Source organism: Parasalinivibrio latis, from assembly GCF_036825535.1.
Taxonomy (GTDB): domain Bacteria; phylum Pseudomonadota; class Gammaproteobacteria; order Enterobacterales; family Vibrionaceae; genus Parasalinivibrio; species Parasalinivibrio latis.
The window spans coordinates 3676764-3698767 of record NZ_CP098812.1 but is presented as its reverse complement, the minus strand read 5'-3'; the positions used below and the strand labels follow the sequence as shown (position 1 = coordinate 3698767).

The window sequence follows — 22004 nt, the reverse complement described above, 5'->3', positions numbered from 1 at the left end:
GGCATTTTTTTATCTGGAGAGTGTCAGGGTTTGACGTTTCGGTTTATAGGGTTTTGCAGCGAAATCAGGGTTTCGGTGGATTGCACTTCATCAATTGCCTGAAGTTTGTTAATCAATACGTGCTGGAGCTCTTCAATCGAACGACACATCAGCTTGACGAATATGTTGTACGCCCCGGTGGTGTAATACGCTTCCACTACCTCATCCAGGGCCCGCAATTTATCCAGCGCGCTTTGGTAGTCGCGGGCTGCGTTGAGGTTAATACCGATAAAACAGCAGACGTCATAGCCGAGAGCTTTGGTGTTGACCAGTACTTCCGTACCGGTAATGATGCCGGCGCTTTTCATCTTTTCTACCCGTACGTGCACGGTTGCCGGGCTGACCTGGAAACGCTTTGCCATTTCAGCATAGGGGGTACGTGCATCTTCCATCAGGGTGGAAAGAATGGTGCGGTCAAGATCGTCGAGTTTTGGCAAGTCCTTCATTTTGCGAAATCTTTATTCTGTTTTAGTGGGCGCTTATTCACGGTAAGGTTTTAATTGTGTTAACTCTTAAGTATGCTGTGTTAATCGTGAATGAGACAGTGTGCTAGTAGTTTAACAAGGGGGTCATGCTTGTCACGTTATTGGCTGTTGATGTGCCTTGCATTTTTCGCATGGTCTCCTGTGAGTTTTGCAACACCGTACAATGTTCTTGTGGTGCACTCCTATCATCAGGGAATGTTCTGGACCGATTCCATTCAGCACGGTATCGATAAAGCGATTAGAGGCAAACCGGTATCGCTGCAATATACCTACCTTGACAGTAAGCGCTATCAGTCCGGCTCTTTCCTTGCACACCAAAAAGCCATGTTAGCCATTCGGCTGGAAAACGGCCAACATGATGCGATCCTGGCTACGGATAACAACGCTCTCAACATGCTCAGCGATCTGTCCGAGTTTATCGGGGATACGCCGGTGTTTTTCTCCGGTTACAACGGGTCTGCCAAAGAGGTGGTGGGGAAGCTTAAACATGTCACCGGGGTAAGGGAGGAGCTCAACCTCCATGCCAATGTGGATATGATCCATGCGCTTCAGCCGGAAGTGAAGCGGCTTTACCTGTTGCTGGACAATTCCAACTCCAGCCAGAGTTACTGGGAGAGGTTGCAAAAGCAGCTGGAAACATCCAACCGTTCAGGTATTGAGGTGATCCGGCTTCATGACGTTTCCTTTACCCAGTTGATAGACAAAGTCCGGGGGATGGAGAGCGATGAAGCCGTTTTCTATGTCTCTTTTACCCGGGACAACCGGAACGAATTCCGCCGCTTCTCCGAAGTGATTGCTGCCGTGGCGCAAGAGTCAGCGGTACCCATGTATGTTTCCAGCAGCTTTATGCTGGGTACCGGGGCTGTCGGTGGGGTGATGATTGACGGTGAGCAGCAGGGCTATACCCAGGGCAAGATGATGATGAACTGGCTTGAGAACGGTGTAATGGAACCGGTTCGTGACAGTGCGGATTTCTTTGCCCTGGATGCCTCCGTTATCAACAAAATGGGTATAGATGCCAGCAAGATGAAAAACGTCGTGCTGATTAACAGCCCTAAATCGTGGTGGACGCGCTATGGTGAACAGGTCAAGCTGGCAGCACTTATTGTTGGGGTGCTGGGCGGCATCATCCTTTTGCTGTCGTTCAACCTTGCCAAGCTACGCCGCAGCCAGGCTGCATTGAAAGACAGCCAGACCCTGTTTGCGGGGGTCTTTGACCAGAGTAACCAGGTTATTGCCTTGCTGGATTCAGAAGGCAATATCCTGTCGTTCAACCGCGCTTTTGAGGAGTTGGTGTCTGGAAGCGGGGTGGGAAGTAATCTCTTTTCCCTGTCTTGCTGGAACAACCGTTACCTGCTGGAACATCACTTCAAGCATCTTGGCGATTTTTCCACCTCACGGTTCGAGGCGCTGCTGAACAATGAAATCAATGGCGACCTGGTGCTGGATATCGCCCTGAAACGCCTGCCGATGAGTGTTGCAGGCCCTATGATGGTGCTGTTTGAAGGGCGGGATGTCACAGAGCGGAAACTGACCGAAGAGAAACTGCGCCGCAGCGAAATCGAGTTCCGTACCCTCTATGAGCAGCAACCGGTTATGCTGATGACCATTGACAACATGTCCCGTATCCAGTCTGTGAACCACTTTGCTGCTGAATTGCTGGGCATGAATAAGTCAGATCTGCTTGGCCACAAGGTGACACAATTTTATGGTGAAGACGCCCCGTCACCGCAGCAACAGGTTGCCCGCAGCCGGGTGGGGTTGCTGTCAGGCACCGGGGTACTGCGCCGTGATATCTGCTACCACAATTGCAGCGGAGAGGCCGTCTGGATTCGGGAGAGTATCCGTCCGATGCCGACACGTGAGCAGTTCCTGTTGGTGGGTGAGGACATCACAGCCAACCGGCAGCTCGAAGCGCAGCTCCTCCAGCAGGCGCGCCATGACTACCTGACTGGGCTTTATAACCGCAGCTACTTTGAACAGGCGCTGACCAGGGCGTTGGATGAAGTTCACCAGGGGCTCAGATGCCATGCCATGTTCTACATCGACCTCGACCAGTTTAAGGTTATCAATGATACCGCCGGGCACCAGGCTGGTGATGAGGCATTAAAACAGGTTGCCCTCATCCTGAAAAAAATCCTGCCGGAAGAAACCCTGCTGGCCCGTCTTGGTGGCGATGAGTTTGCCATTATTTACCACAACTGCAGTACCGATGAAGCAATGACCCTGGGGCGGCAAATACTGTACACCCTGAATGAGTCTGAATTCCTGTGGAGCAATGTACGCCTGGCACTGGGTGGGTCGATCGGGCTCCGTATGCTGGATGATACCGCCGGCTCCCCACAGCAAGTCCATGCCCAAGCTGATACCGCCTGCTATGTAGCCAAGGATGAAGGCGGCAGCCGGATCCACATGTACCGCCCGGAGGATGAAGAGCTTAAGCGGCGTGAGCAGGAAATGGCATGTGTGAACCAGATCCGGGCAGCATTGGCAGAAGACCGTTTTGAGTTGTTTGGCCAGAAGATAGTCGGCATTGATGACAGCGACGATGACGGAATTTATGCAGAAGTGTTGATACGGATGCGTGATGAACAAGGCAAACTGGTTTCCCCTGGCCTTTTTATACCGGCAGCGGAGCGCTATAACGTCGCCCACCTGATTGACCGGGTCGTGGTTGAGAAAACCTTTGCCCTGCTGGAAAACAATCCGGCATGGCGAAACGGGATTGCCATGCTGTCTATTAACCTGTCCGGCCGCTCAATGGGCAACCAGGAATTTACCCGTTTCCTTACTGAAGCCATCAGTTCCTCACCGTTGCCCAGCGAAAAAATCTGCCTGGAAATTACTGAGACGGCCGCCATCAGCAGTATGTCTGAGGCCATTTCGCTGTTCTCTACCCTCAAGGCACTTGGCTGCCGGATTGCACTGGATGACTTCGGCTCCGGCCTGTCTTCGTTCGGTTACCTCAAGCGCCTGCCGGTGGATATCATCAAACTCGACGGGCAGTTTGTCCGCGATGTGGCAGAGGATGAAATGGACTTTGCCATGGTGACGGCGATAAATGGCCTGGCCCGCCAGATGGGCAAAAAAACCGTGGCAGAATTTGTGGAAAGTGCAGAGGTGCTTGAAAAACTGATGGGTATAGGTGTCAACTTTGCCCAGGGTTACCTGTTCTCAGTACCTGGGCCGCTGGAAACACTGCTGCGTGAACATTGCCAGGAAAAAGAGAAGGTGGTGTAGCCAATCAACGCATGCTGAAACCTGCACCTTGTGCGGGTTTGGGTATATAATCCGCAGCCAAATTTTGAAAACCGGAGCAAGGTTGTGGAGATAGCACTGATTTGTGAAGAGCCGTCACGCGAGGGTGAACTGGCGCAGCTTGCCGGGCGCTGGGGACTGACCCAAGATACAGACAGTGCCTTTGCTCTGGTCCTGACTGCCCAGCGCCTTGAATTGCGTAAGGTTGATGAACCCAAGCTGGGATCGATTTACGTCGACCTCGTTGGCGGCGCTGTCGGGCACCGTCGAAAGTTCGGTGGCGGAAAAGGCCAGTCTATTGCTAAAGCCGTAGGCCTCAATAAAGGCTCCACGCCCCGTATCCTTGATGCTACAGCCGGCCTTGGCCGGGATGCTTTCGTCTTTGCCTCCCTCGGATGCCAGGTACAGATGATTGAACGTAACCCTGTGGTAGCGGCACTGCTTGATGACGGTCTGATGCGGGCCAAGGCAGACCCTGAAATTGGCGGATGGGTGAGTGAAAGGATGTCGCTGCTGCACGGTACCAGCCAGGATTTGCTGTCTGATTTGGCAAACGACAGTGAATTTGTCCGCCCGGATGTGGTTTACCTTGACCCTATGTACCCACACAAGAAAAAGTCTGCACTGGTAAAAAAAGAGATGCGGGTTTTCCAGAGCCTGGTAGGGGCCGATCTGGATGCCGACGGCCTGTTTGCACCGGCGTATGAGCTCGCAACCAGGCGGGTGGTGGTCAAGCGCCCTGACTACGCAGAGTTTCTAGGTGGCACAGCTCCCAGCATGGCGATTGAAACCAAAAAGAACCGCTTTGATGTCTATGTGAAAGCTGCAATGGCATAGTCAGTCGGTAGTATTCCTAACACAAAAAAGCCTCCGGATTGGAGGCTTTCTTTTTGGGCTTAACTAAACTCTTTCGCCAGCAGCACGGTAATCAAAGCAGTGATTACCGACACCATAATGCCGGAGATAATCAACCAGGGTAAGATATCCATCTACAACCAATCCTGTTGCTAATCGTAATAGGGAAAGGTCATGAAACGTTTTTAACAAACTGTTTGCATGAGATTTGATTCTATAGTGGATTATCATTCTGGCTAACAGCGTTATTACCAAATCTCTTACTTAAAAACAGTTTGAAACAATTGAAATCTTTCGGAAAAAAAGAGGCGGCTTTTTTAGCCGCCTTTTTCTCATCGGGTGGGAAATTGCTACCCGACGGTGGGTCAGACTTTTTCTGGCAGAGCCATCTGAAGGGCAGCCCGGGATACCTCACTTGCAGCTTTGGTGTCGTTCAGTTGTTCCAAAACTGTTACCAGGCTGGCGTAATCAGACGCATCCGGGCGAATCTCCAGTGCACGTTCAAAGTGGGTGCGGGCTTCCTGCCATTTCTTCTCACGCATCAGCAACTGGCCAAGTGCGCTGTGGGTTGTTGCATTGCGTTCATCGTAGCGAAGCAGGTCTTGCAGGCGCAGGATAGCCGGGTGGTAATCCGGCAGGTTTAGCTCCGGTACCAGTGCAATCAGCTCTTCGGACTGGTTCTTCTTCAGTGCATCACGCAGGATGACGTAAGCTTCTGAGTCAGCCTTACGCTCAGAAAGCTGCTTAATCAAGCAACTGAGAAGCTCCGGACGCTGGCGGCTTGCCCGGCTGAGGCCATTCCAGTGTGCCAGCAGGCCATCGCTGCCATTCTGGCGTGCAATATATTCCATGGTGCCGCATTCAGCTTTGATTTCCAGCCCTGCCGCTTCCTCGTCATTGATGAGGCCGGTTTTTTTCAGGGTTGGCAGCAGGTTAAGCAGGTTGCGCCACTCTTCAAGCTTAATGAATACATCTTTCTGCAAGCCAAGCAGCAGCGGATTGCGCGGATGGGCATTCTTGAGCTCCTGCAGGGTTGCATGGGCTTCCTCATACTGGCCCTGTCGGAATTGCAGGCGGGCACGGGTCAGGGACACAGCCAGGGTGTCGCCTTTGGATTCAGCAGCCAGTTGCAGGTAACGGTCTCGCTCCCCGATATTGCCGTTGTGCTGGGCGGCATCAGCAGCGGCAATATAACTCAGCATCGGGCTGTCGCTCAGGGCTGCACCGCGTGAGATCAGCTTTTCTGCCTGACGCCAGTTGCCTTCCAGCAGTTTAACCATGCCGTCCTGGGTTAACCGGCGGGCTTTGCGTACCTTGCGGCCGCTGAACCATCCGGCAGTAGCACCCGTCATAGAGAAGACTTTCTTTAAAATCCACTCAAGTACAAACAGTGCTCCGAACAGGAAGACGACCAGGACGACCAAGGTGGTAAGGCTCATTTCCAGTGTCTGGTCGGCGGCTGAAATCAGCACATACCCCTGATTTCCGGCAAACATGGGGCCGACCACCAGGCCGGCAACCAGTGCCGCGACGAGAAGAAAGAGTTTGATCATGCCTTGCTCTCCCCGTTATCTGCTGGCGCGGTCTGATCTACCGGCGCTACTTCACGGCGCAGGCGCTCATTGATCACGTCAGACAATACATTCTGGGATGAGAGTTTCTCAGGGTAGGCCACGTCGAGGTCTTGTTTGCTCAACTGCTCAAGTGACTTGAGGAAGCTCTGGGTCTGCGGGCTCTCCTGGTTGAAGAATTCCTTGGTCCACTGCTCCGCCGTATCCAGTGATTCCGCATACAGGTGCTCCTGCTCGCGGTATACAGCACGGATGGCGGTTTCCAGTTTGGCCTTGAGGTTTTCCTGCAAGTAGAAATGCTGCTCCGGGCTTAACAGCGGTGTCACGCTGCCATCACGCTTGCGGTAGGTAATAAAGTTGGCTGCAAAGTCTTTCAGTGATGCTTCCAGATTGGTTTTCCAGTCAGTGACTGAACCGGATACCTGCTGCTCTTCTACCGGCTCAGCTTCCGGCATCAAGGCATTGGCCAGCGGAAGCTTGGCAACCTGCTGTTCGAGGCTTGAAAGGCGAAGCACCAGCCCGTCACGGTCTATCAGCTTCACTGCACGCAGGGTGGTGATGTCCTCAGCCATAGCACGGCGAAGTGGTGTCAGGCTTGGGTCGTTCAACTGGGCGATACGCTGGTCTGCGGACTCCATTAAGGTAGTGGCACTTTGTACGTCATGTTCAAGCCACAGTTTGCGTCCGGCCATTTTTACCAGGTAGTCCGCTTCAGCCAGCAGCCAGTCGTTCGGGCGTCGGCCTTTAACCTCCGCCAGTGCAAGCTGCAGGCTGGCAATGGTTTTGTCCTGTTGCTCTAGCAGGACCTGGCTCTTGGAAACCGCGTTGTCTATAGCCTGCTGGGTTTGCTTTTCATTGCTCTGGATTTCTGACTGCAGCTGGGAAATTTGCGTGGAAAGTGCGCCCATGGCCTGCTGTTGCTGGGTAGTGTACTGGTGGGCGTGGTAGTAAATACCCCCGCCAAGAGCAATCACCAGAGCAATGGCGATTGCCCCCAGTTTGTTACCGCCTTTCTTTTCGTTTTGCTGCGTTGCCTCTTCTTTTGGCGGCGCAGTTGGTTTTTGTGGTGCAGTAGGCTGGCCTTCCACTTTGGCGGTACCGGTTTTATCAGAATTCTTCGGGCTTTGTTCTTTGCTCACGGTTACCTCTTCGGTCTTGGCATCCTTGGTCTGGGCATCGCCGGAAGCAGGGTTGGCATTGCCTTGATTATTTTTTTTGTCAGTCATTATGAATGGTCCCTTTATGCATTAACTCGCGCAGGGTGTTGAAAAGCGTAGTATTGGCTGCGCTTTCAACCTGGGTTAATTGTGAAAATCCAAGTTGTTTTGCCTGGCTGGCGATCCTTGCACTCGGTATGAGTAAATGGCAGGTTACCAACCATTGTTGCTGTTCGGGTGTCACATTGTTGAAGAGGTGAGCCAACTGCTCCCCACTGGTGACAACAAGCGTAGTGATGCCCAGTGAATGCCACTGATTGCACTCGGATGATAAATCATTGCTTAGCCAGATACGTTGATAGCACTCGCAATAGTCCACCTGTGCGCCGCGCTCTGAAAGGGTTCTGGCAATCAGGTCCCGGCCACCGTTCCCCCTCAAAATAACCACCCGCCTGCCTTGCATTGAAGCAAGCTCCGGCAGGCCAAGCAGGCCTTCACTGGTTTGGCTGTTGCTGGGCGATGCCACCATCCTGCCGGTTTCCTGGGCGAAAACGCTGGCTGTCCGTTGCCCGACAGCATAGTAGTTAATGTCTGCTGGCCAGTAATCCCCTGCTTGCCTGAGAGCGTCAGCGGCATAGCTGACGGCATTGGGGCTGACTGCAATAACCGCATCGCCGGGTTGCAGCGTTTTCAGCCGGGCCGGGACTTCAGCAAACTCGCACCCTTCCCCCGTGGTCAACAGGGGGTGGGCAAGTGCGCGGTACCCGGCTTGCCCTAACTGTTCGGCCAGGGCTTCTGCATCCGGGGAGGGGCGGACGACCAGGATGGTCATGGTGCGTCGTTGTAAAGGCGCTCAAGTATCTCTTTTGCGCCTTCAGCCAGCAGTTGTTCTGCCAGGCCAGTTCCCAACTCTTCCGCTTTTTCAATCGGACCGGTGACTTCACCACGTACGATTTTGCTGCCATCCGGCTCGCCAACCAGGGCTCGCAACCAGATTTTGTCTCCCTGGATTTCGCTGTAACTGCCAATTGGCACCTGGCAACCGCCTTCCAGACGGGTGTTCATTGCACGCTCGCACTGTACGCGAATAGTGGTATTGGCGTCGGACAGTGGCTCGAGCAGGGTGCGGACACGCAGGTCATCCAGGCGGCACTCAATGCCGACAGCGCCCTGACCAACAGCTGGCAGGCTGACTTCCGGCTCCAGAAGAGAGGCGATACGGTCTTCCAGCTTCAGGCGTTTAAGGCCTGCAGAGGCGAGAACGATAGCGTCGTAGTCGCCGTTATCAAGCTTGGAAAGGCGGGTGCCCACGTTACCGCGCAGGGACTTGATTTCCAAATCCGGGCGCAGTGCCATCAACTGGCATTGGCGGCGCAGGGACGAGGTGCCCACCACTGAGCCTTCAGGCAGCTCATCCAGGGTTTTGTATTTGTTGGAAACAAAGGCATCACGGGGGTCTTCGCGCTCACAAATGGTGACCAGTCCGAGCCCTTCCGGGAACTCTACCGGTACATCCTTCATGGAATGCACCGCGAGATCTGCCCGGCCGTCCAGCATGGCGGCTTCCAGTTCTTTAACAAACAACCCTTTTCCGCCAACTTTGGCCAGCGGTGTGTCCAGAATGATGTCTCCTTTGGTCACCATAGGAACCAGTTCGACAACAAGTCCTGGGTGAGCGGATTCAAGGGCGTCCTTTACAAAATTGGCCTGCCACAGCGCCAGAGGGCTTTGGCGGGTCGCAATGCGAATTGGGTTATCTGTCATGCTGTTATCCGTTATGGCGAACTATTTCGCTAATCCTACCACTGGAAGCCGTTTTGGTCACAAACCCCTCGTCATCAAAGGGTGAATTCCCATAATGTGTAAGGGAAACTGCTACGAAAATGTGATCACTCTCACCGAATGTTAGACCAATGAATAATGCGATCTAGGTAGCAATAACGTTGCGACTTTGACCAAAGGCGCTTATAGTCAGCAAAGAGAGACATTGCTCACATGGAAGCGTCTCTCTTGGCGATTTGGCGAAAAACTGTTAAACTGATCACGTTTTTATTGCCTAATCTTTGAGCTGGGTGCCATTTCCAATGAAAGGGATGTCACCGTATCTGGGTGCTTAACTTGCAAGACTATTTCAAGCAGCAGTTTCAACAGATACAAACCTTTAACAGGCTGAGAGCCGAGCGCGCCCGAGCTGCGCTGAGCACCCAGGCGTTAAGGGTTTTTGACATTTTGCCGGTGCTTCTGCATTACAACCACCCGGCGATTCCCGGTTACCTGGACGGTTCCGTTCCTCAAGGTATTGCCGACTATTCCCCGACGCCGGCCCAGCTCGATTTCATTGCCGACAGTGCCCTGACTTCCGGCCATATCTCCATCCCACAACTAACCCTTACCCGCGAACAGTGCCCGATCATGGGATTGTTTTCCATGGGCAGTACCGGTTCGCTTGGCCAAAGCCAGACCAGTGACCTGGATGTCTGGGTGTGTGTGCGGGAATGGATGGATTCCGATGCACGTGATGCGTTGGAAAGTAAGTGTTCACTTGCTTCTGACTGGGCGCTTTCGAAAGGGGTAGAAGTTAACTTCTTTGTGGTGTGTGAAAACCGTTTCCGCCACAACCTTGCCCAGGCAATGACCGGTGATAACTGTGGTTCCAGCCAGCATTGGTTGCTGTTGGACGAATTCTACCGTTCAGCGGTACACCTCGCGGGTCTCCATCTGTTGTGGTACATGGTGCCGCCAGAGATGGAAGCCTGCTACGACGAATATGTCGAGCAGCTTTGTGAAGCCGGTTCGCTCAACCGGGATGACTGGATTGATTTTGGCGGCTTGCCAAATATCCCGGCAGAAGAGTACTTCGGTGCCAGCCTCTGGCAGCTGTATAAAAGCATTGATTCACCATACAAGTCAGTGCTTAAGGCGATTCTGCTGGAAGCCTATTCCTGGGAATACCCGAATACGCAGCTCCTGAGTGTTGACGGCAAACGCCGCTTCTTTGCCGGCAGCCTGGAAGATTACCACTGTGACGCCTATTACCTGATGCTGGAGAAAGTGACACGCTATCTCCAGATGATCGGTGATGAACGCCGCCTTGAGCTGGTACGCCGCTGCTTCTACCTCAAAACCCACGAGAAGCTTTCCCGCAAGCCAACCGGTGAAACCGTGCCCTGGCGTCGCGATGTGCTGAAAGAGCTGACCGTGGAGTGGGGCTGGTCGGAAGATGAGCTCAAATTGCTCGACAGCCGTCGCCACTGGAAGGTCGAAGACGTCAAGGTGATGCACAACGAGCTGCTTGATGCCCTGATGCTGAGCTACCGCAACCTTATCCGGTTTGCGCGCCGCAATGACATCACCTCCGCCATCAGCCCGGAAGACATCAGTATCCTGGCCCGTAAGCTCTATGCTGCCTTTGAGGTACTGCCGGGTAAGGTAACTCTGCTTAACCCACAGATCTCCCCCGATCTCCATGAACCGGACCTGTCTTTTATCCAGGTGCCGGAAGGGCGTACCAACCCGGCGGGCTGGTACCTTTACAAGCAGTCACTGAAGCCGGTCGATATTATCGGGCGTTCCCCGCTTGAACATAACCGCTACCTGTCAAAGCTGGTTGCATGGGCGTTCTTTAACGGACTGCTGACAGAATCGACTCAGTTGCATACCGTGGTCCGGGATGCAGATGTTGACCTCGACAAGCTCTACCAGCTGGTCAGTGACATCCGCAATACCTTCTCTATACTGCGCCCTAAACCAAGTCCGCAGGCACTGGCAAGCCCGTGTGAAATCCGTCAGTTGGCACTTTATGTCAACCTGGAAGATGACCCGACAGTGCGCCTTCGCCAGAATTCACTGCGCTTTGATTTCAAGAACAGTGACATTTTCAGTTACGGCGAAGACCAGGACTGCCTGGTCGGCAGTGTGGATCTGGTTTACCGCAATTCGTGGAATGAGATCCGTACGCTGCACTTCAGCGGTGAAGGGGCAATGCTGGATGCGCTGAAGACCATGCTGGGCAAGATGCACCAGGATGCGATACCGCCTGAATCGGTGGATGTGTTCTGCTACTCCAAGAAAATGCGCGGGCTTATCCGTAACCTGGTTTACCAGCTGGTTGCCGAGTGTATCGAGATGCGCCTTAAGCCGATAGAGCTGGAAAAGCGCCGCCGTTTCAAGGCATTGAAGATTGGTGCCCAGACCTATGGCCTGTTCTTCGAGCGCCGGGGAGTATCGGTACAGAAGCTGGAAAACTCAGTGGAGTTCTACCGCTGTATTTCCACCAACAAGCTGACCGGCTCGCCGCTGCTGTTCCTCGACAAAGATGAGATGATCCACCCGCCGGAGATCGTGGATGCCTATGCCAGTGAAGGGCTTATCCAGTTCTTCTTCGAAAGCGCGGAGAGTGGGCTCAATATCTATATCCTGGATGAGAACAACCGGGTGGAAGTGTACCGCCAGCACAGCTGCAACAAAGATGAAATGGTGCAGAGCCTGAGCCATTTCTACACGTCTGCACAGGACCGGCTGAGCTACACCAACTCACACAGCGTGAACTTCAACCTGCCACAGTTTTACGATATCGTGCATACCGATACCGGCAGTGCCCAGGTGATCCCTTACAAAAGTGAGCGTCTGCCACGCCGCCCGGAAACCAGTGCGGCGACCATGATGCACTCATTTAAGTAATGCATCCGGTCACAATGACCAGCGAAACAATCCAATGGGTATCACTGCCTTTAGGCACAGAAAGTGAAAAGGCCGGATACCCGGCCTTTATCGATCCTGTGGCTGGGATTTACCAGTCCACCTCTTCACCTGCATGCAGGCTGCATTCACGTTTAACCAGATCCATAAACGTCAGGCCGGTTTTGCTGCAACGCCAGTCGCCATCCTTCCAGCTGCAGTGGTAACCGCCACTGCGGGATGCCAGCCAGATTTCAGACATGGCTTCCTGCTTGTTAATGATGATTTGGCTGCGGTCGTCGAACTCCAGGGTCAGTACGTTGCCTGAGGTTTCGTAGTCAACATCTGCACCGGACTCATCAATGCCTTCTTCGATGGCAGAAAAGACTTCTTCGACTTTCTCGTGGTATTCAGCGCTGTTCATCCCTTGCGTCCTATTGCTTTTCAATTTCTTGGTGCGATTATAGAGGGCATCGCTATGTTTATCACTGGCAATACTATGCGTAAATGTATTTTTCTGATGGCACTACTGGCAGGATCAACCCTGCTTTCCGGCTGTGGACAGCAAGGCCCGCTGTACTATCCACATGAACAGCCGCCGCAAGATCAGCCGCAAGAGCAACCACAACCCTAGCGGTTGTGATTGCCCCAAGGCTAACTTATGTAATTTCAGCCATTTAAAACAGATTTATCAGGGAAGGCACTACATTGGACTATTTTAATTATCAGGAAAGTGGCGAACTCTTTGCTGAAGACGTTGCACTCTCATCACTGGCCGAGCAGTACGGCACGCCCCTTTATGTCTATTCTCGCGCGACGCTGGAACGCCACTGGCATGCCTTCGACAATGCGGTGACCGATCACCCGCACCTTATTTGCTATGCGGTGAAAGCCAACTCCAATATCGGCGTGCTGAATGTGCTGGCCCGCTTGGGTTCAGGTTTTGATATCGTCTCCCAGGGAGAATTGGAACGCGTGCTGGCCGCTGGGGGCGATCCGGCCAAAGTGGTTTTCTCCGGTGTAGGGAAAACGGCAGCAGAAATGCGCCGTGCGCTGTCCGTTGGCATCAAGTGTTTCAATGTGGAATCTGAACCTGAGCTTGACCGCCTCAACCAGGTGGCCGGGGATATGAACCTGACGGCGCCGGTGTCCCTGCGTATTAACCCGGATGTAGATGCCAAAACCCACCCTTATATATCGACCGGGCTGAAAGAGAACAAATTCGGTATTGCGTTCGACCGGGCGGAAGAAGTCTACGGCTATGCAGCCAGCCTGCCAAACCTTGAAGTGTGTGGTATCGACTGTCACATCGGTTCCCAGCTGACAGAGCTCGGCCCTTTCGTTGAATCCACTGACCGTCTGTTGGCGTTGATTGAAACCCTTGAGGGCAAGGGCATTGAGATCCGCCATCTTGATGTAGGTGGCGGGCTGGGGGTGACCTACAGTGATGAGCAGCCGCCACTGCCCGCGGACTATGCCAGTGCGCTGCTTGGCCGCCTGAAAGACCATCCCACGCTGGAACTGGTTTTTGAACCGGGACGTGCAATTGCAGCCAATGCAGGTGTGTTGCTGACCCGGGTGGAGTTCCTCAAATACAACGAACACAAGAACTTTGCCATTATCGATGCAGCAATGAATGACCTGATGCGCCCGGCACTCTACCAGGCCTGGCAGGACATTGTTCCGGTTGCCCCCCGTGAAGGAGAGCCGCAGATCTACGATCTGGTTGGCCCGGTGTGTGAAACCGGTGATTTTCTCGGTAAGGACCGGGCATTGGTCCTGGAGCAGGGCGACCTGCTGGCCGTGCGATCGTCTGGTGCCTATGGCTTTGCAATGTCGTCCAACTATAACTCCCGCTGCAGGGCGGCAGAGTTGCTGGTGGACGGCGATAAAGTACACGTGATCCGCCAGCGTGAAGAACTGTCACAATTGTGGCAACAGGAAAGCATTATTCCGGAATAAAGAGGTCGGATGCAGGTTCAATTTTCCAAAATGCACGGTCTTGGTAACGACTTTGTTGTTGTTGACTGTGTGACTCAAAATGCTTTCTTCTCGAAAGAGATGATAAAGCGCCTGGCCGACCGTCATCAGGGGGTGGGCTTTGACCAGATGTTACTGGTTGAGCCGCCTTATGACCCGGACGCCGATTTCCACTACCGGATTTTCAATGCCGACGGCAGTGAAGTGGCACAGTGCGGCAATGGCGCACGCTGCTTTGCCCGCTTTGTCCGCCTGAAAGGGCTGACCAACAAACATAGCATTGTGGTGACCACCTCGGCCGGCCGCATGACCCTCAAGGTCAACGAAGACAACCAGGTACGGGTCAATATGGGAGAGCCGGTTTTCACCCCGGGCAAGATCCCGTTCCGTGCCAACAGCGAGGAGAAAACCTACCTGCTGCCGGCAGGTGACCGTACCTTGCTGGTCGGTGCGGTAAGTATGGGCAACCCCCATTGTGTTACCGTGGTTGATGACGTTGACATTGCGGATGTGGAGGGCCTTGGCCCCCTGGTTGAGAGCCATGAACGCTTCCCTGAACGGGTAAATGTCGGCTTCATGCAGGTAATTTCGCGAAAAGCGGTTAAACTTCGGGTATATGAGCGTGGCGCCGGGGAGACCCAGGCATGCGGCAGCGGTGCCTGTGGCGCTGTGGCTATCGGTATTGTCCAGGGGATCCTGGACAGCGATGTGAAAGTTACCCTGCCGGGCGGCGATTTGCAGATCCAGTGGCAGGGGCCGGGTAAGCCGCTTTACATGACCGGGCCCGCAACCCATGTATTTGACGGACAACTGACACTATGACGGATATCAGCCAGTACGGAGAGTTGGAGACGGTTCCTCTCAATGAAGAGACGGTAGCCGCCTTTCTCCGCGAGAATCCCGACTTTTTCCTGCGCCAGCCTGAGTTGCTGGCGCAGTTGCGTATTCCCCACGAAGAGCGTGGCTCGGTTTCCCTGGTGGAAATCCAGATGACCCGGCTCCGCGATCGTATCCGCGATCTGGAGGAGGACATTACCACATTGATGTCCCAGGCCAGCCGTAATGAATTGCTGTTCCGTCACTTCACTGAGTGTGAACTGGCGGTGATGGATGCGGAGACCTTGGAAGCAGCAGAAGCCGCTCTCAACAAACTCGCTGCCGCCCTCAAGCTCAGGGTAAGCCTGCGTCTTTTTGATGCTGACGGTGCAAGAAGCCTGGATCGCAAACGCTTTGAATCCCTGCGTGCCAACCATTTTGCCGGTAACCACTGTTACCTTGGCCGCCTGCGCCAGGCTGAGGGTGAGCATTTTTTTGCCAACGCCCCTCAGTTAGGGAGTTATGCCCTGATCCCTCTTTTGCAGGGCAAGGAGCTCGGCGTACTGGCATTTGCCAGTGATGATGGCGGCCATTTCCAGCCAAGCATGGATACCCTGTTTCTCGACCGGCTGTCCCGTCTTCTGGTCCGGCTGGCAACCCGGCAGGAAACGCCATGAGCCTTCCAGCATCACTGATCACCCCGCTGGAAAAGTTCTATATCTACCAAATTGATGAACGTGGCCTCAGCCTGCTGACCCAGCGCAATTACAAGCAACAGTTGACTGCTGTGGTGGAATACCTCGTTCAGTCAGGCGTAAAGCAGTGGCAGGACGTGGATGCAACCTGGGTACGCCAGATTGCGGCCAAGGCCAAGCGGGAGGGGCTCAAGCCCGGCAGTATTGCGCTGCGCCTGTCCGCCCTTCGCAGCTTTCTCGATTACATGGTACGAGCCGGGCAACTCCCGGCCAACCCGGCCAAGGGGGTTTCAGCCCCGCGCAAAGGCAAGGTACTGCCGAAAAACCTTGATGTTGATGAAATTAACCAACTGATGGACGTCAACGAGGATGATCCGCTCGCAGTACGAGACCGGGCGATGATGGAGCTCATGTATGGAGCCGGTTTGCGCCTTGCGGAGATGGTTAACCTTGATGTCCGTGATGTCAAAGCGCGCAGCGGTGAGCTCCGGGTGATTGGTAAGGGTGACAAGGAACGCCTGGTCTATTTTGCCGGAATGGCACAGGAGTGGCTTTTTAAGTGGCTTAAAGTGCGCAACCTGCTGCTTAAAGGCCCTGAGGATGCCCTCTTTGTTTCCAAGCTTGGCAACCGAATTTCCCACCGCAGCGTCCAAAAACGTATGGCTGAATGGGGGCAGAAGCAGTCGGTAAACAGCCATATCAACCCGCACAAACTGCGCCACAGTTTTGCTACCCATATGCTGGAGTCCAGCGGCGACCTTAGGGCCGTGCAAGAGCTTTTGGGCCATGCTGACCTTTCGACCACCCAGGTATACACCCACCTGGATTTCCAGCACCTTGCCAAGGTGTATGATGAAGCCCACCCACGGGCCCGCAAGAAATAACGGCGCAGCCGGCAGGAGAACGCATGCGATTTTACCGCGCTCTGGGCGATATTCAGGCACTCAGCTTTGATTTGGACGATACCCTGTACGACAACGTGCCGGTGATTATCCGTGCTGAAAAACTGCTGACGGATTGGCTGGAAGCCCGAAACCCGGCGTTCTCAGCGTTTTCTTGCAATGAGATGAAAGCGTTCAAGGTTCAGGCCATTGCAGAAGATCCGGCAAGGCGTTTCCATGTGACTGAATCCAGGCGTCACCAACTGCGGCTGGCGGGTTTGGCGGCGGGTCTGTCCGGTGAGGCTTCGGCAGATCTGGCCGATGAGGCCGTGGCCTATTTTCTGGCTGAGCGCAGCCGGGTAGATGTTCCCCGTGAAACATTTGAGACTCTTGAAGCGCTCAGGAAAGTGTTCCCGCTGGTGGCGATCACCAATGGTAACGTGGATATCGATGCCATCGGCCTGGCTCCTTATTTTGATTTTGCGTTCAAGGCCGGCTTTGACGGGGCGGCAAAACCGGCTGCCGATATGTTTGAGAAAACAGAGGCGGCTCTGGGGTTACCGGGCAGTGCGATTGTGCATGTGGGGGATCATCTTGTTTCAGATGTATTGGGTGCCCGGAAAGCGGGCTTCCGGGCATGTTGGTACAACCACAAAAATAACCGGCAGCTTAAAGGTCAAAGGGTTGCTGTGCTGCCGGACGTTGAAATCGGGGAGATATCAGCGTTGTTGGGTTTGCTTTAACTGTCCGCTTTCTTTTCTATCACGCCATCCAGTGACAACAGGCCGGGTCCCCAGATAGCGACCATCAGCAACATCCAGCCCCACATCTGGTGGTCAAAGAACCCTTTCTCCCAAAGTAACGGGTAGGAGACCACCGCGATAATATTGAAGACAAATAAAATGACCGCAAATGGCCTTGTGAGCAGTCCAAGGGCAAGGAATACCGGGACGATAAGTTCGGTGGCTGTTCCCAAATAAGCTGCCAGTTGCCAAGGCAGTAACGGAACCTGGTATTCATACTCGAAAAGGTACAGGGTGCTGTCCCAGCTGCTGTATTTGATAAGCCCTGAATTGAAAAACACCCACGCGACCCACAGCCGGGCGATCAACAGGATTACCGGGGCAAGCGCCGTTAGCGGTGCTTTAAATAGCGCATCAATTCTCACAACCAGGTTCAACATGGTGTACTCCATTTTATTATTCAGCATCTAGCCGGAAACTGCAGAGCAGTTGTTTTTCAACCAAAGGTCCCAGGGCAGACAGCCAGTCCTGCGGTATCTCTCCCAGGGTTAAATTCTGATAACAGGCGGCAAGGAGCTGCGCTTCGGTGCCTGTCAGGGTGGCAAACCCTATGCCGTCCTCCCGCCGGATCACGGCCAGGTGCTGGCCGGGTGAAAGTGCCGGAGGGTCTCCTTCCCCGTGCTGCAGCCACTGCCAGAGATCGCCGACTGCATATTCGGCTGAAACCAAGCCGACAAGGCCGGATGGGACAAGGTGCAAATCTCCCATCTGTTCCGGCGGTACCTGTTGCAGCAGGTCAAAAGGAAACTCGTTGGCGGCCCAGGGGAACTGGCTCAGGCGATAGACCATCCATTCAACGCGGGCCAGATCCGGGAGATATGGGGTATTTGAGGTAACGGCCTCCAGCCCGGCAAGGGTATCGGCAAAGCCCTCGCCGTAGTCGGAAACAGATGCTGTACTTAACGGGTAAGAGAGTATGTGGCGGCGGGCAACGGCTTCAAAAAACTCTTCACCAACCAGTTTCTGGCATGCCGGGTACGCAAGCTCCAGGCACTCCGTCAGCGTGATGACAAAGTTGTTGCGGTAGATTTGAAGCAACCCGTCAGCATCTGCCACACCATCCTGAACGGGCAAAGCCGCCGGGCGGTAATGCAATTCATCTGCAAATCCCCGTTGGAGATCGGAAAGGGAAGGTGAGGGGTTCATGCTGCATCTCCTTCCGTGACTGCGCATGTTTCCCGGATGATGGCCTTTGCTTTGTCGGCTTCAGTAAGCAAAACCTGTGGCTCGGGCAAGTCCCGGTCCCATTCAATCAGTGTCGGGGGGACGTTGTGAGCGGCGGCATGTGTTTCCAGCCATTGGCGGTACAATGCCCATACCCCGTCGGTGACCGGCATGCTGTGGGTATCTATCCACACTTCCCCCTGGGGCAGTTGTTTGACGGTAAACCCGGCAAGGTGGATCTCCCCGACGGTGGCCGGGTCGATAGCAGCAAGGTATTCCTGGGCGTCAAAGCCGTGGTTAAAGGCACTGACGTAAATATTGTTCAGATCCAGCAGCAGCCCGCAGTCGGTGCGCTTTTGCACTTCAACCAGAAAATCCCACTCGTTGATGGTGGAATGGCTGTAGGAAAGGTAGCTGGACGGGTTTTCCACCAGAATCGGCCTTTTAAGGGCATCCTGCACTTCAAGCACATTGCGGCAAAACACCTCAAGGGCTTCTTCGGTATAGGGAAGTGGGAGCAGGTCATTGAAATACTGCCCGTCCACCGAACTCCAGCTCAGGTGATCAGATACCAGGAAAGGCTCAATTTCGTTGACGAGGCTGACCAGCGAGTTAAGGTGCTGGCGGTTTACCGGGTCGACAGACCCTAAAGACAAGCCGACACCGTGGCAGCTGATCGCGTAGTGGCTTCTGAGATGGCGAAGGGTTTCCCTCGGTGCGCCGTCCACACGAAAGAAATTCTCACTGTGGATTTCGAGCCAGCCGGTATCCGGCTTTTGCTCACAAAAATAACCAAAATGGGGAGCACGCAGACCGACGCCGACTGGCTTTTGCGGTTTGGCGATGTGATCAGTCTGGATCATAACAGTGCTCCCTTATTTGGTTTGGCGGTTAAATTAGCCTGCAGTTTTAGAACCGCCCGCCAGGCGATCACAAAGGCCTTTTGGTACCATTACGAAGGCGTCTTTCTGGCCGTCAGTTTTGGACGTACCGGCACAAGAACTGCTGGCTGTCGCACAATCATTCTTGCCTGCTTTCACAACGCCATAGCACTTTTCTTTTTCAGCCGCATGGGCAGGAGCGGTGGTCAAAGTGGTTGCACCCAGAGCCAGTAAGCCGGTAACCGCGGCAGCAACAGCAAAGTTCTTCTTACTCATGATTTTCCCTCTCATCTCATAGTTGTGTGTTGCGATAGAGTTGCGCCTGCGTTACTGGTGTGTTGGCGCTCTCAGTTTAAAAGATAGATGTTCCCCCGGAAAACTTTCACGTTGGTACGGAAAATATTGGATTTTTTCGCCATTCGGCTGGTAACAGGATGATCTTGATGGGTTATTTTCCGCGCGTTTTTCCCCTTCCGATCGGTTATACTTTTCAACCTGTGTATAAATAACCAGTGAAATACGATGGACGTAACAGATCTCATTGATGGCCTGAACGACAAACAGCGCGAAGCCGTTGCCGCGCCTCTTGGCAACTACCTGGTACTGGCCGGTGCCGGCAGTGGCAAAACCAGGGTGCTGGTTCATCGTATTGCCTGGCTGATGCGAATGGAGCAGGCCTCACCGTTCTCTATCCTTTCGGTGACCTTTACCAACAAGGCGGCAGCAGAGATGCGCCACCGTATTGAAGACCTGACCCGGGGCACCGCATCCGGGATGTGGAGTGGCACCTTCCACGGCCTTTGCCACCGGATCCTGCGTGCTCACCACCTGGATGCCAACTTGCCGCAGGACTTCCAGATCCTCGATTCAGATGACCAGCAACGCCTGTTGAAACGTATCATCAAGGCGCAGAACCTGGATGAGAAACACTGGCCGGCGCGCCAGGCGTCCTGGTATATCAATGCCAAGAAAGACGAAGGCTTGCGTGCCCACCATATCGATACCTTTGACCCCGCAGAACGAACCTGGCTGCGTATTTACAGTGCCTACCAGGAAGCCTGTGACCGTGCCGGGCTGGTGGATTTTGCCGAGTTGTTACTGCGCTGCCATGAACTGCTGCGTGACAAACAACATATCCGTGAGCATTACCAGGCCCGTTTCCACCATATCCTGGTGGACGAGTTCCAGGACACCAACAACATCCAGTACGCCTGGCTTCGGATGATAGCCGGTACCCAGGCCAACGTGATGATTGTCGGTGATGACGACCAGTCCATTTACGGTTGGCGCGGTGCCAAGGTTGAGAATATCCAGCGGTTCCTGAACGAGTTCACCAATGCCCAGACTATCCGCCTGGAACAGAACTACCGCTCTACCGCCAATATCCTGAATGCCGCCAATGAGTTGATCTCCAACAACAGTGAGCGCCTTGGCAAGAACCTGTGGACGGAAGGGTCCGAAGGCGATCGCATTTCGGTCTATTCCGCATTCAATGAGCTGGATGAAGCCCGTTTTGTGGTTGGCCGGGTGAAATCCTGGCTGGATGAGGGCGGCGCACTCAACGATGTAGCCTTCCTCTACCGTAACAACGCCCAGTCCCGTGTGCTGGAAGAGGCGCTTATCCAGGCCCAGCTCCCGTACCGGATATACGGCGGTATGCGATTCTTCGAGCGCCAGGAAATCAAGGACTCCCTGGCGTACCTTCGCCTGATTGCCAACCGCAACGATGATGCATCCTTCGAGCGTGTGGTGAATACCCCAACCCGTGGTATCGGCGACCGGACATTGGAAACCGTGCGTCTGGCTGCCCGTGACCGTGGTACTACCATGTGGGAAGCCTGTATCCAGCTCCTGAACGAGCAGGTCCTGGCTGGCCGTGCTGCCACCGCCTTGCGCAGGTTTGTCGAACTGGTGGATGCACTGGAAGACGAAACACGCGAGATGGTGCTGTTCCAGCAGACCGATGCGGTGATCCGCAACTCCGGCCTGCGTACCATGTACGAACAGGAAAAAGGTGAAAAAGCCCAGTCTCGTATCGACAACCTTGAGGAACTGGTCACTGCAACCCGCCAGTTTGAGGTGCCGGAAGAAGCCGAAGGTATGACACCGCTTTCAGCATTCCTTTCCCATGCCGCACTTGAAGCCGGTGAAGGCCAGGCTGATGAGTTTGATGATGCTGTTCAGCTGATGACCCTCCACAGTGCCAAGGGCCTGGAGTTCCCGCTGGTGTTCATGGTGGGGGTGGAAGAAGGGATGTTCCCGAGCCAGATGTCGTCAGAAGAGTCTGGCCGCCTGGAAGAGGAGCGCCGTCTCTGTTATGTAGGCATGACCCGTGCGATGCAGAAACTCTACATCTGCCATGCGGAAATGCGCCGCCTGTACGGTAAGGACATGTTCCACCGGCCGTCCCGATTTATCCGCGAACTGCCGGAAACCTGCCTGGAAGAAGTGCGGATGCGCGCCCAGGTTTCACGCCCGGCTACAGCGGCAGGGCGTTTCAGCCAGGAAACCGTCAACAACAACTTTAACCAGACGGGCTTTAACCTTGGCCAGCGGGTAAAACACCCGAAATTTGGTGAGGGTACCATCATCAATTTTGAAGGCAGTGGTGCCCAGAGCCGGGTGCAGGTTGCTTTCAACGGTGAGGGTATCAAGTGGCTGGTGACCCAGTACGCGAAACTGGAGCCGATGGCATAAGCCCCCAAAAAAAAGCGGTGGCCCTGGAGCCACCGCTTTTTTGTA

20 protein-coding genes are annotated in these 22004 nt (G+C 54.2%); 10 read left to right on the top strand and 10 right to left on the bottom strand.

The genetic code is table 11. The features are described from left to right. Nucleotides 1-23: 23 nt before the first annotated feature. A complete protein-coding gene (gene asnC, locus NF212_RS16790) occupies nt 24-485 on the bottom strand; it encodes a transcriptional regulator AsnC (RefSeq protein ID WP_434357591.1) in 462 nt (153 codons plus the stop codon). A gap of 129 nt (nt 486-614) precedes the next feature. Between asnC and NF212_RS16785 the strand changes: the two genes are divergently transcribed. Continuing rightward, entirely contained in the window at nt 615-3764 is a 3150-nt protein-coding gene (locus tag NF212_RS16785; protein WP_434357589.1) for an ABC transporter substrate binding protein, read from the top strand. Between the two features lie 84 nt (nt 3765-3848). Continuing rightward, the gene (locus NF212_RS16780) at nt 3849-4619 is read left to right on the top strand and encodes a class I SAM-dependent methyltransferase (protein ID WP_434357587.1); all 771 of its coding nucleotides are present in this window, start codon (nt 3849-3851) and stop codon (nt 4617-4619) included. Nucleotides 4620-5002: 383 nt separating this feature from the next. Here NF212_RS16780 and NF212_RS16775 read toward each other — a convergent pair whose 3' ends face one another. From NF212_RS16775 to hemC, 4 genes are read right to left on the bottom strand one after another with little or no spacing between them, the layout of a single operon-like run. Continuing rightward, nucleotides 5003-6190, bottom strand: a complete 1188-nt coding sequence (locus NF212_RS16775) for a heme biosynthesis protein HemY (RefSeq protein WP_434357585.1) — start codon at nt 6188-6190, stop codon at nt 5003-5005. Continuing rightward, entirely contained in the window at nt 6187-7434 is a 1248-nt protein-coding gene (hemX, locus tag NF212_RS16770; protein ID WP_434357583.1) for a uroporphyrinogen-III C-methyltransferase, read from the bottom strand. The genes NF212_RS16775 and hemX overlap by 4 nt, the downstream gene beginning before the upstream one ends. After that, a complete protein-coding gene (locus NF212_RS16765; RefSeq protein ID WP_434357581.1) occupies nt 7427-8197 on the bottom strand; it encodes a uroporphyrinogen-III synthase in 771 nt (256 codons plus the stop codon). The genes hemX and NF212_RS16765 overlap by 8 nt, the downstream gene beginning before the upstream one ends. After that, on the bottom strand, nt 8194-9129 hold the full coding sequence (gene hemC, locus NF212_RS16760; protein ID WP_434357579.1) for a hydroxymethylbilane synthase: 936 nt from the start codon (nt 9127-9129) through the stop codon (nt 8194-8196). The genes NF212_RS16765 and hemC overlap by 4 nt, the downstream gene beginning before the upstream one ends. A 345-nt stretch (nt 9130-9474) precedes the next feature. Between hemC and NF212_RS16755 the strand changes: the two genes are divergently transcribed. After that, nucleotides 9475-12045, top strand: coding sequence for a class I adenylate cyclase (locus NF212_RS16755; RefSeq protein ID WP_434357577.1), 2571 nt, complete (start codon nt 9475-9477; stop codon nt 12043-12045). 109 nt (nt 12046-12154) lie between these two features. Here the strand turns inward: NF212_RS16755 and cyaY are convergent, their stop codons facing one another. Next, nucleotides 12155-12466: an iron donor protein CyaY gene (gene cyaY, locus NF212_RS16750; RefSeq protein WP_434357575.1), complete on the bottom strand. Its 312-nt coding sequence runs from the start codon at nt 12464-12466 to the stop codon at nt 12155-12157. Nucleotides 12467-12520: 54 nt separating this feature from the next. Here cyaY and lptM point away from each other — a divergent pair, with 54 nt between their 5' ends. The 6 genes from lptM (at nt 12521) to NF212_RS16720 (ending at nt 17157) form a co-directional block, all read left to right on the top strand. Then, nucleotides 12521-12676 carry an LPS translocon maturation chaperone LptM gene (gene lptM / locus NF212_RS16745; protein ID WP_434357573.1) on the top strand — a complete coding sequence of 52 codons (156 nt, stop codon included), beginning with the start codon at nt 12521-12523 and terminating at the stop codon, nt 12674-12676. Nucleotides 12677-12750: 74 nt separating this feature from the next. Continuing rightward, the gene (gene lysA / locus NF212_RS16740) at nt 12751-14004 is read left to right on the top strand and encodes a diaminopimelate decarboxylase (RefSeq protein WP_434357571.1); all 1254 of its coding nucleotides are present in this window, start codon (nt 12751-12753) and stop codon (nt 14002-14004) included. A gap of 9 nt (nt 14005-14013) precedes the next feature. Then, complete coding sequence (gene dapF, locus NF212_RS16735; RefSeq protein ID WP_434357569.1) at nt 14014-14844, top strand: diaminopimelate epimerase; 831 nt, start codon at nt 14014-14016, stop codon at nt 14842-14844. Next, nucleotides 14841-15515, top strand: a complete 675-nt coding sequence (locus tag NF212_RS16730; RefSeq protein ID WP_434357567.1) for a DUF484 family protein — start codon at nt 14841-14843, stop codon at nt 15513-15515. Before dapF ends, NF212_RS16730 begins: the two co-directional genes overlap by 4 nt. Beyond that, a complete protein-coding gene (gene xerC / locus NF212_RS16725; protein ID WP_434357565.1) occupies nt 15512-16417 on the top strand; it encodes a tyrosine recombinase XerC in 906 nt (301 codons plus the stop codon). Before NF212_RS16730 ends, xerC begins: the two co-directional genes overlap by 4 nt. 23 nt (nt 16418-16440) lie before the next feature. Further along, on the top strand, nt 16441-17157 hold the full coding sequence (locus NF212_RS16720) for an HAD-IA family hydrolase (protein WP_434357563.1): 717 nt from the start codon (nt 16441-16443) through the stop codon (nt 17155-17157). Here the strand turns inward: NF212_RS16720 and NF212_RS16715 are convergent. From NF212_RS16715 to NF212_RS16700, 4 genes are read right to left on the bottom strand one after another with little or no spacing between them, the layout of a single operon-like run. Continuing rightward, on the bottom strand, nt 17154-17609 hold the full coding sequence (locus NF212_RS16715; protein WP_434360907.1) for a DoxX family protein: 456 nt from the start codon (nt 17607-17609) through the stop codon (nt 17154-17156). The genes NF212_RS16720 and NF212_RS16715 overlap by 4 nt on opposite strands. Nucleotides 17610-17613: 4 nt before the next feature. Further along, nucleotides 17614-18363, bottom strand: a complete 750-nt coding sequence (locus NF212_RS16710; protein WP_434357561.1) for an HvfC/BufC family peptide modification chaperone — start codon at nt 18361-18363, stop codon at nt 17614-17616. Next, nucleotides 18360-19244, bottom strand: coding sequence for an MNIO family bufferin maturase (gene bufB, locus NF212_RS16705; RefSeq protein WP_434357559.1), 885 nt, complete (start codon nt 19242-19244; stop codon nt 18360-18362). Before bufB ends, NF212_RS16710 begins: the two co-directional genes overlap by 4 nt. Before the next feature lie 33 nt (nt 19245-19277). Beyond that, entirely contained in the window at nt 19278-19538 is a 261-nt protein-coding gene (locus NF212_RS16700) for a BufA1 family periplasmic bufferin-type metallophore (protein WP_434357557.1), read from the bottom strand. A 246-nt stretch (nt 19539-19784) separates the two neighbouring features. Here NF212_RS16700 and uvrD point away from each other — a divergent pair, with 246 nt between their 5' ends. Next, the gene (uvrD, locus tag NF212_RS16695) at nt 19785-21959 is read left to right on the top strand and encodes a DNA helicase II (protein ID WP_434357555.1); all 2175 of its coding nucleotides are present in this window, start codon (nt 19785-19787) and stop codon (nt 21957-21959) included. Nucleotides 21960-22004 lie beyond the last annotated feature (45 nt).

Bases quoted from the DNA above. Each gene is read 5' to 3' on its own strand.
- NF212_RS16720 (WP_434357563.1), top strand. From the start codon at position 16,441: ATGCGATTTTACCGCGCTCTGGGCGATATTCAGGCACTCAGCTTTGAT.
- uvrD (WP_434357555.1), top strand. From the start codon at position 19,785: ATGGACGTAACAGATCTCATTGATGGCCTGAACGACAAACAGCGCGAA.
- lptM (WP_434357573.1), top strand. From the start codon at position 12,521: ATGTTTATCACTGGCAATACTATGCGTAAATGTATTTTTCTGATGGCA.
- xerC (WP_434357565.1), top strand. From the start codon at position 15,512: ATGAGCCTTCCAGCATCACTGATCACCCCGCTGGAAAAGTTCTATATC.
- asnC (WP_434357591.1), bottom strand. From the start codon at position 485: ATGAAGGACTTGCCAAAACTCGACGATCTTGACCGCACCATTCTTTCC.
- NF212_RS16710 (WP_434357561.1), bottom strand. From the start codon at position 18,363: ATGAACCCCTCACCTTCCCTTTCCGATCTCCAACGGGGATTTGCAGAT.
- dapF (WP_434357569.1), top strand. From the start codon at position 14,014: ATGCAGGTTCAATTTTCCAAAATGCACGGTCTTGGTAACGACTTTGTT.
- bufB (WP_434357559.1), bottom strand. From the start codon at position 19,244: ATGATCCAGACTGATCACATCGCCAAACCGCAAAAGCCAGTCGGCGTC.
- NF212_RS16700 (WP_434357557.1), bottom strand. From the start codon at position 19,538: ATGAGTAAGAAGAACTTTGCTGTTGCTGCCGCGGTTACCGGCTTACTG.
- hemX (WP_434357583.1), bottom strand. From the start codon at position 7,434: ATGACTGACAAAAAAAATAATCAAGGCAATGCCAACCCTGCTTCCGGC.
- cyaY (WP_434357575.1), bottom strand. From the start codon at position 12,466: ATGAACAGCGCTGAATACCACGAGAAAGTCGAAGAAGTCTTTTCTGCC.
- hemC (WP_434357579.1), bottom strand. From the start codon at position 9,129: ATGACAGATAACCCAATTCGCATTGCGACCCGCCAAAGCCCTCTGGCG.
- NF212_RS16775 (WP_434357585.1), bottom strand. From the start codon at position 6,190: ATGATCAAACTCTTTCTTCTCGTCGCGGCACTGGTTGCCGGCCTGGTG.
- NF212_RS16730 (WP_434357567.1), top strand. From the start codon at position 14,841: ATGACGGATATCAGCCAGTACGGAGAGTTGGAGACGGTTCCTCTCAAT.
- NF212_RS16765 (WP_434357581.1), bottom strand. From the start codon at position 8,197: ATGACCATCCTGGTCGTCCGCCCCTCCCCGGATGCAGAAGCCCTGGCC.
- NF212_RS16715 (WP_434360907.1), bottom strand. From the start codon at position 17,609: ATGGAGTACACCATGTTGAACCTGGTTGTGAGAATTGATGCGCTATTT.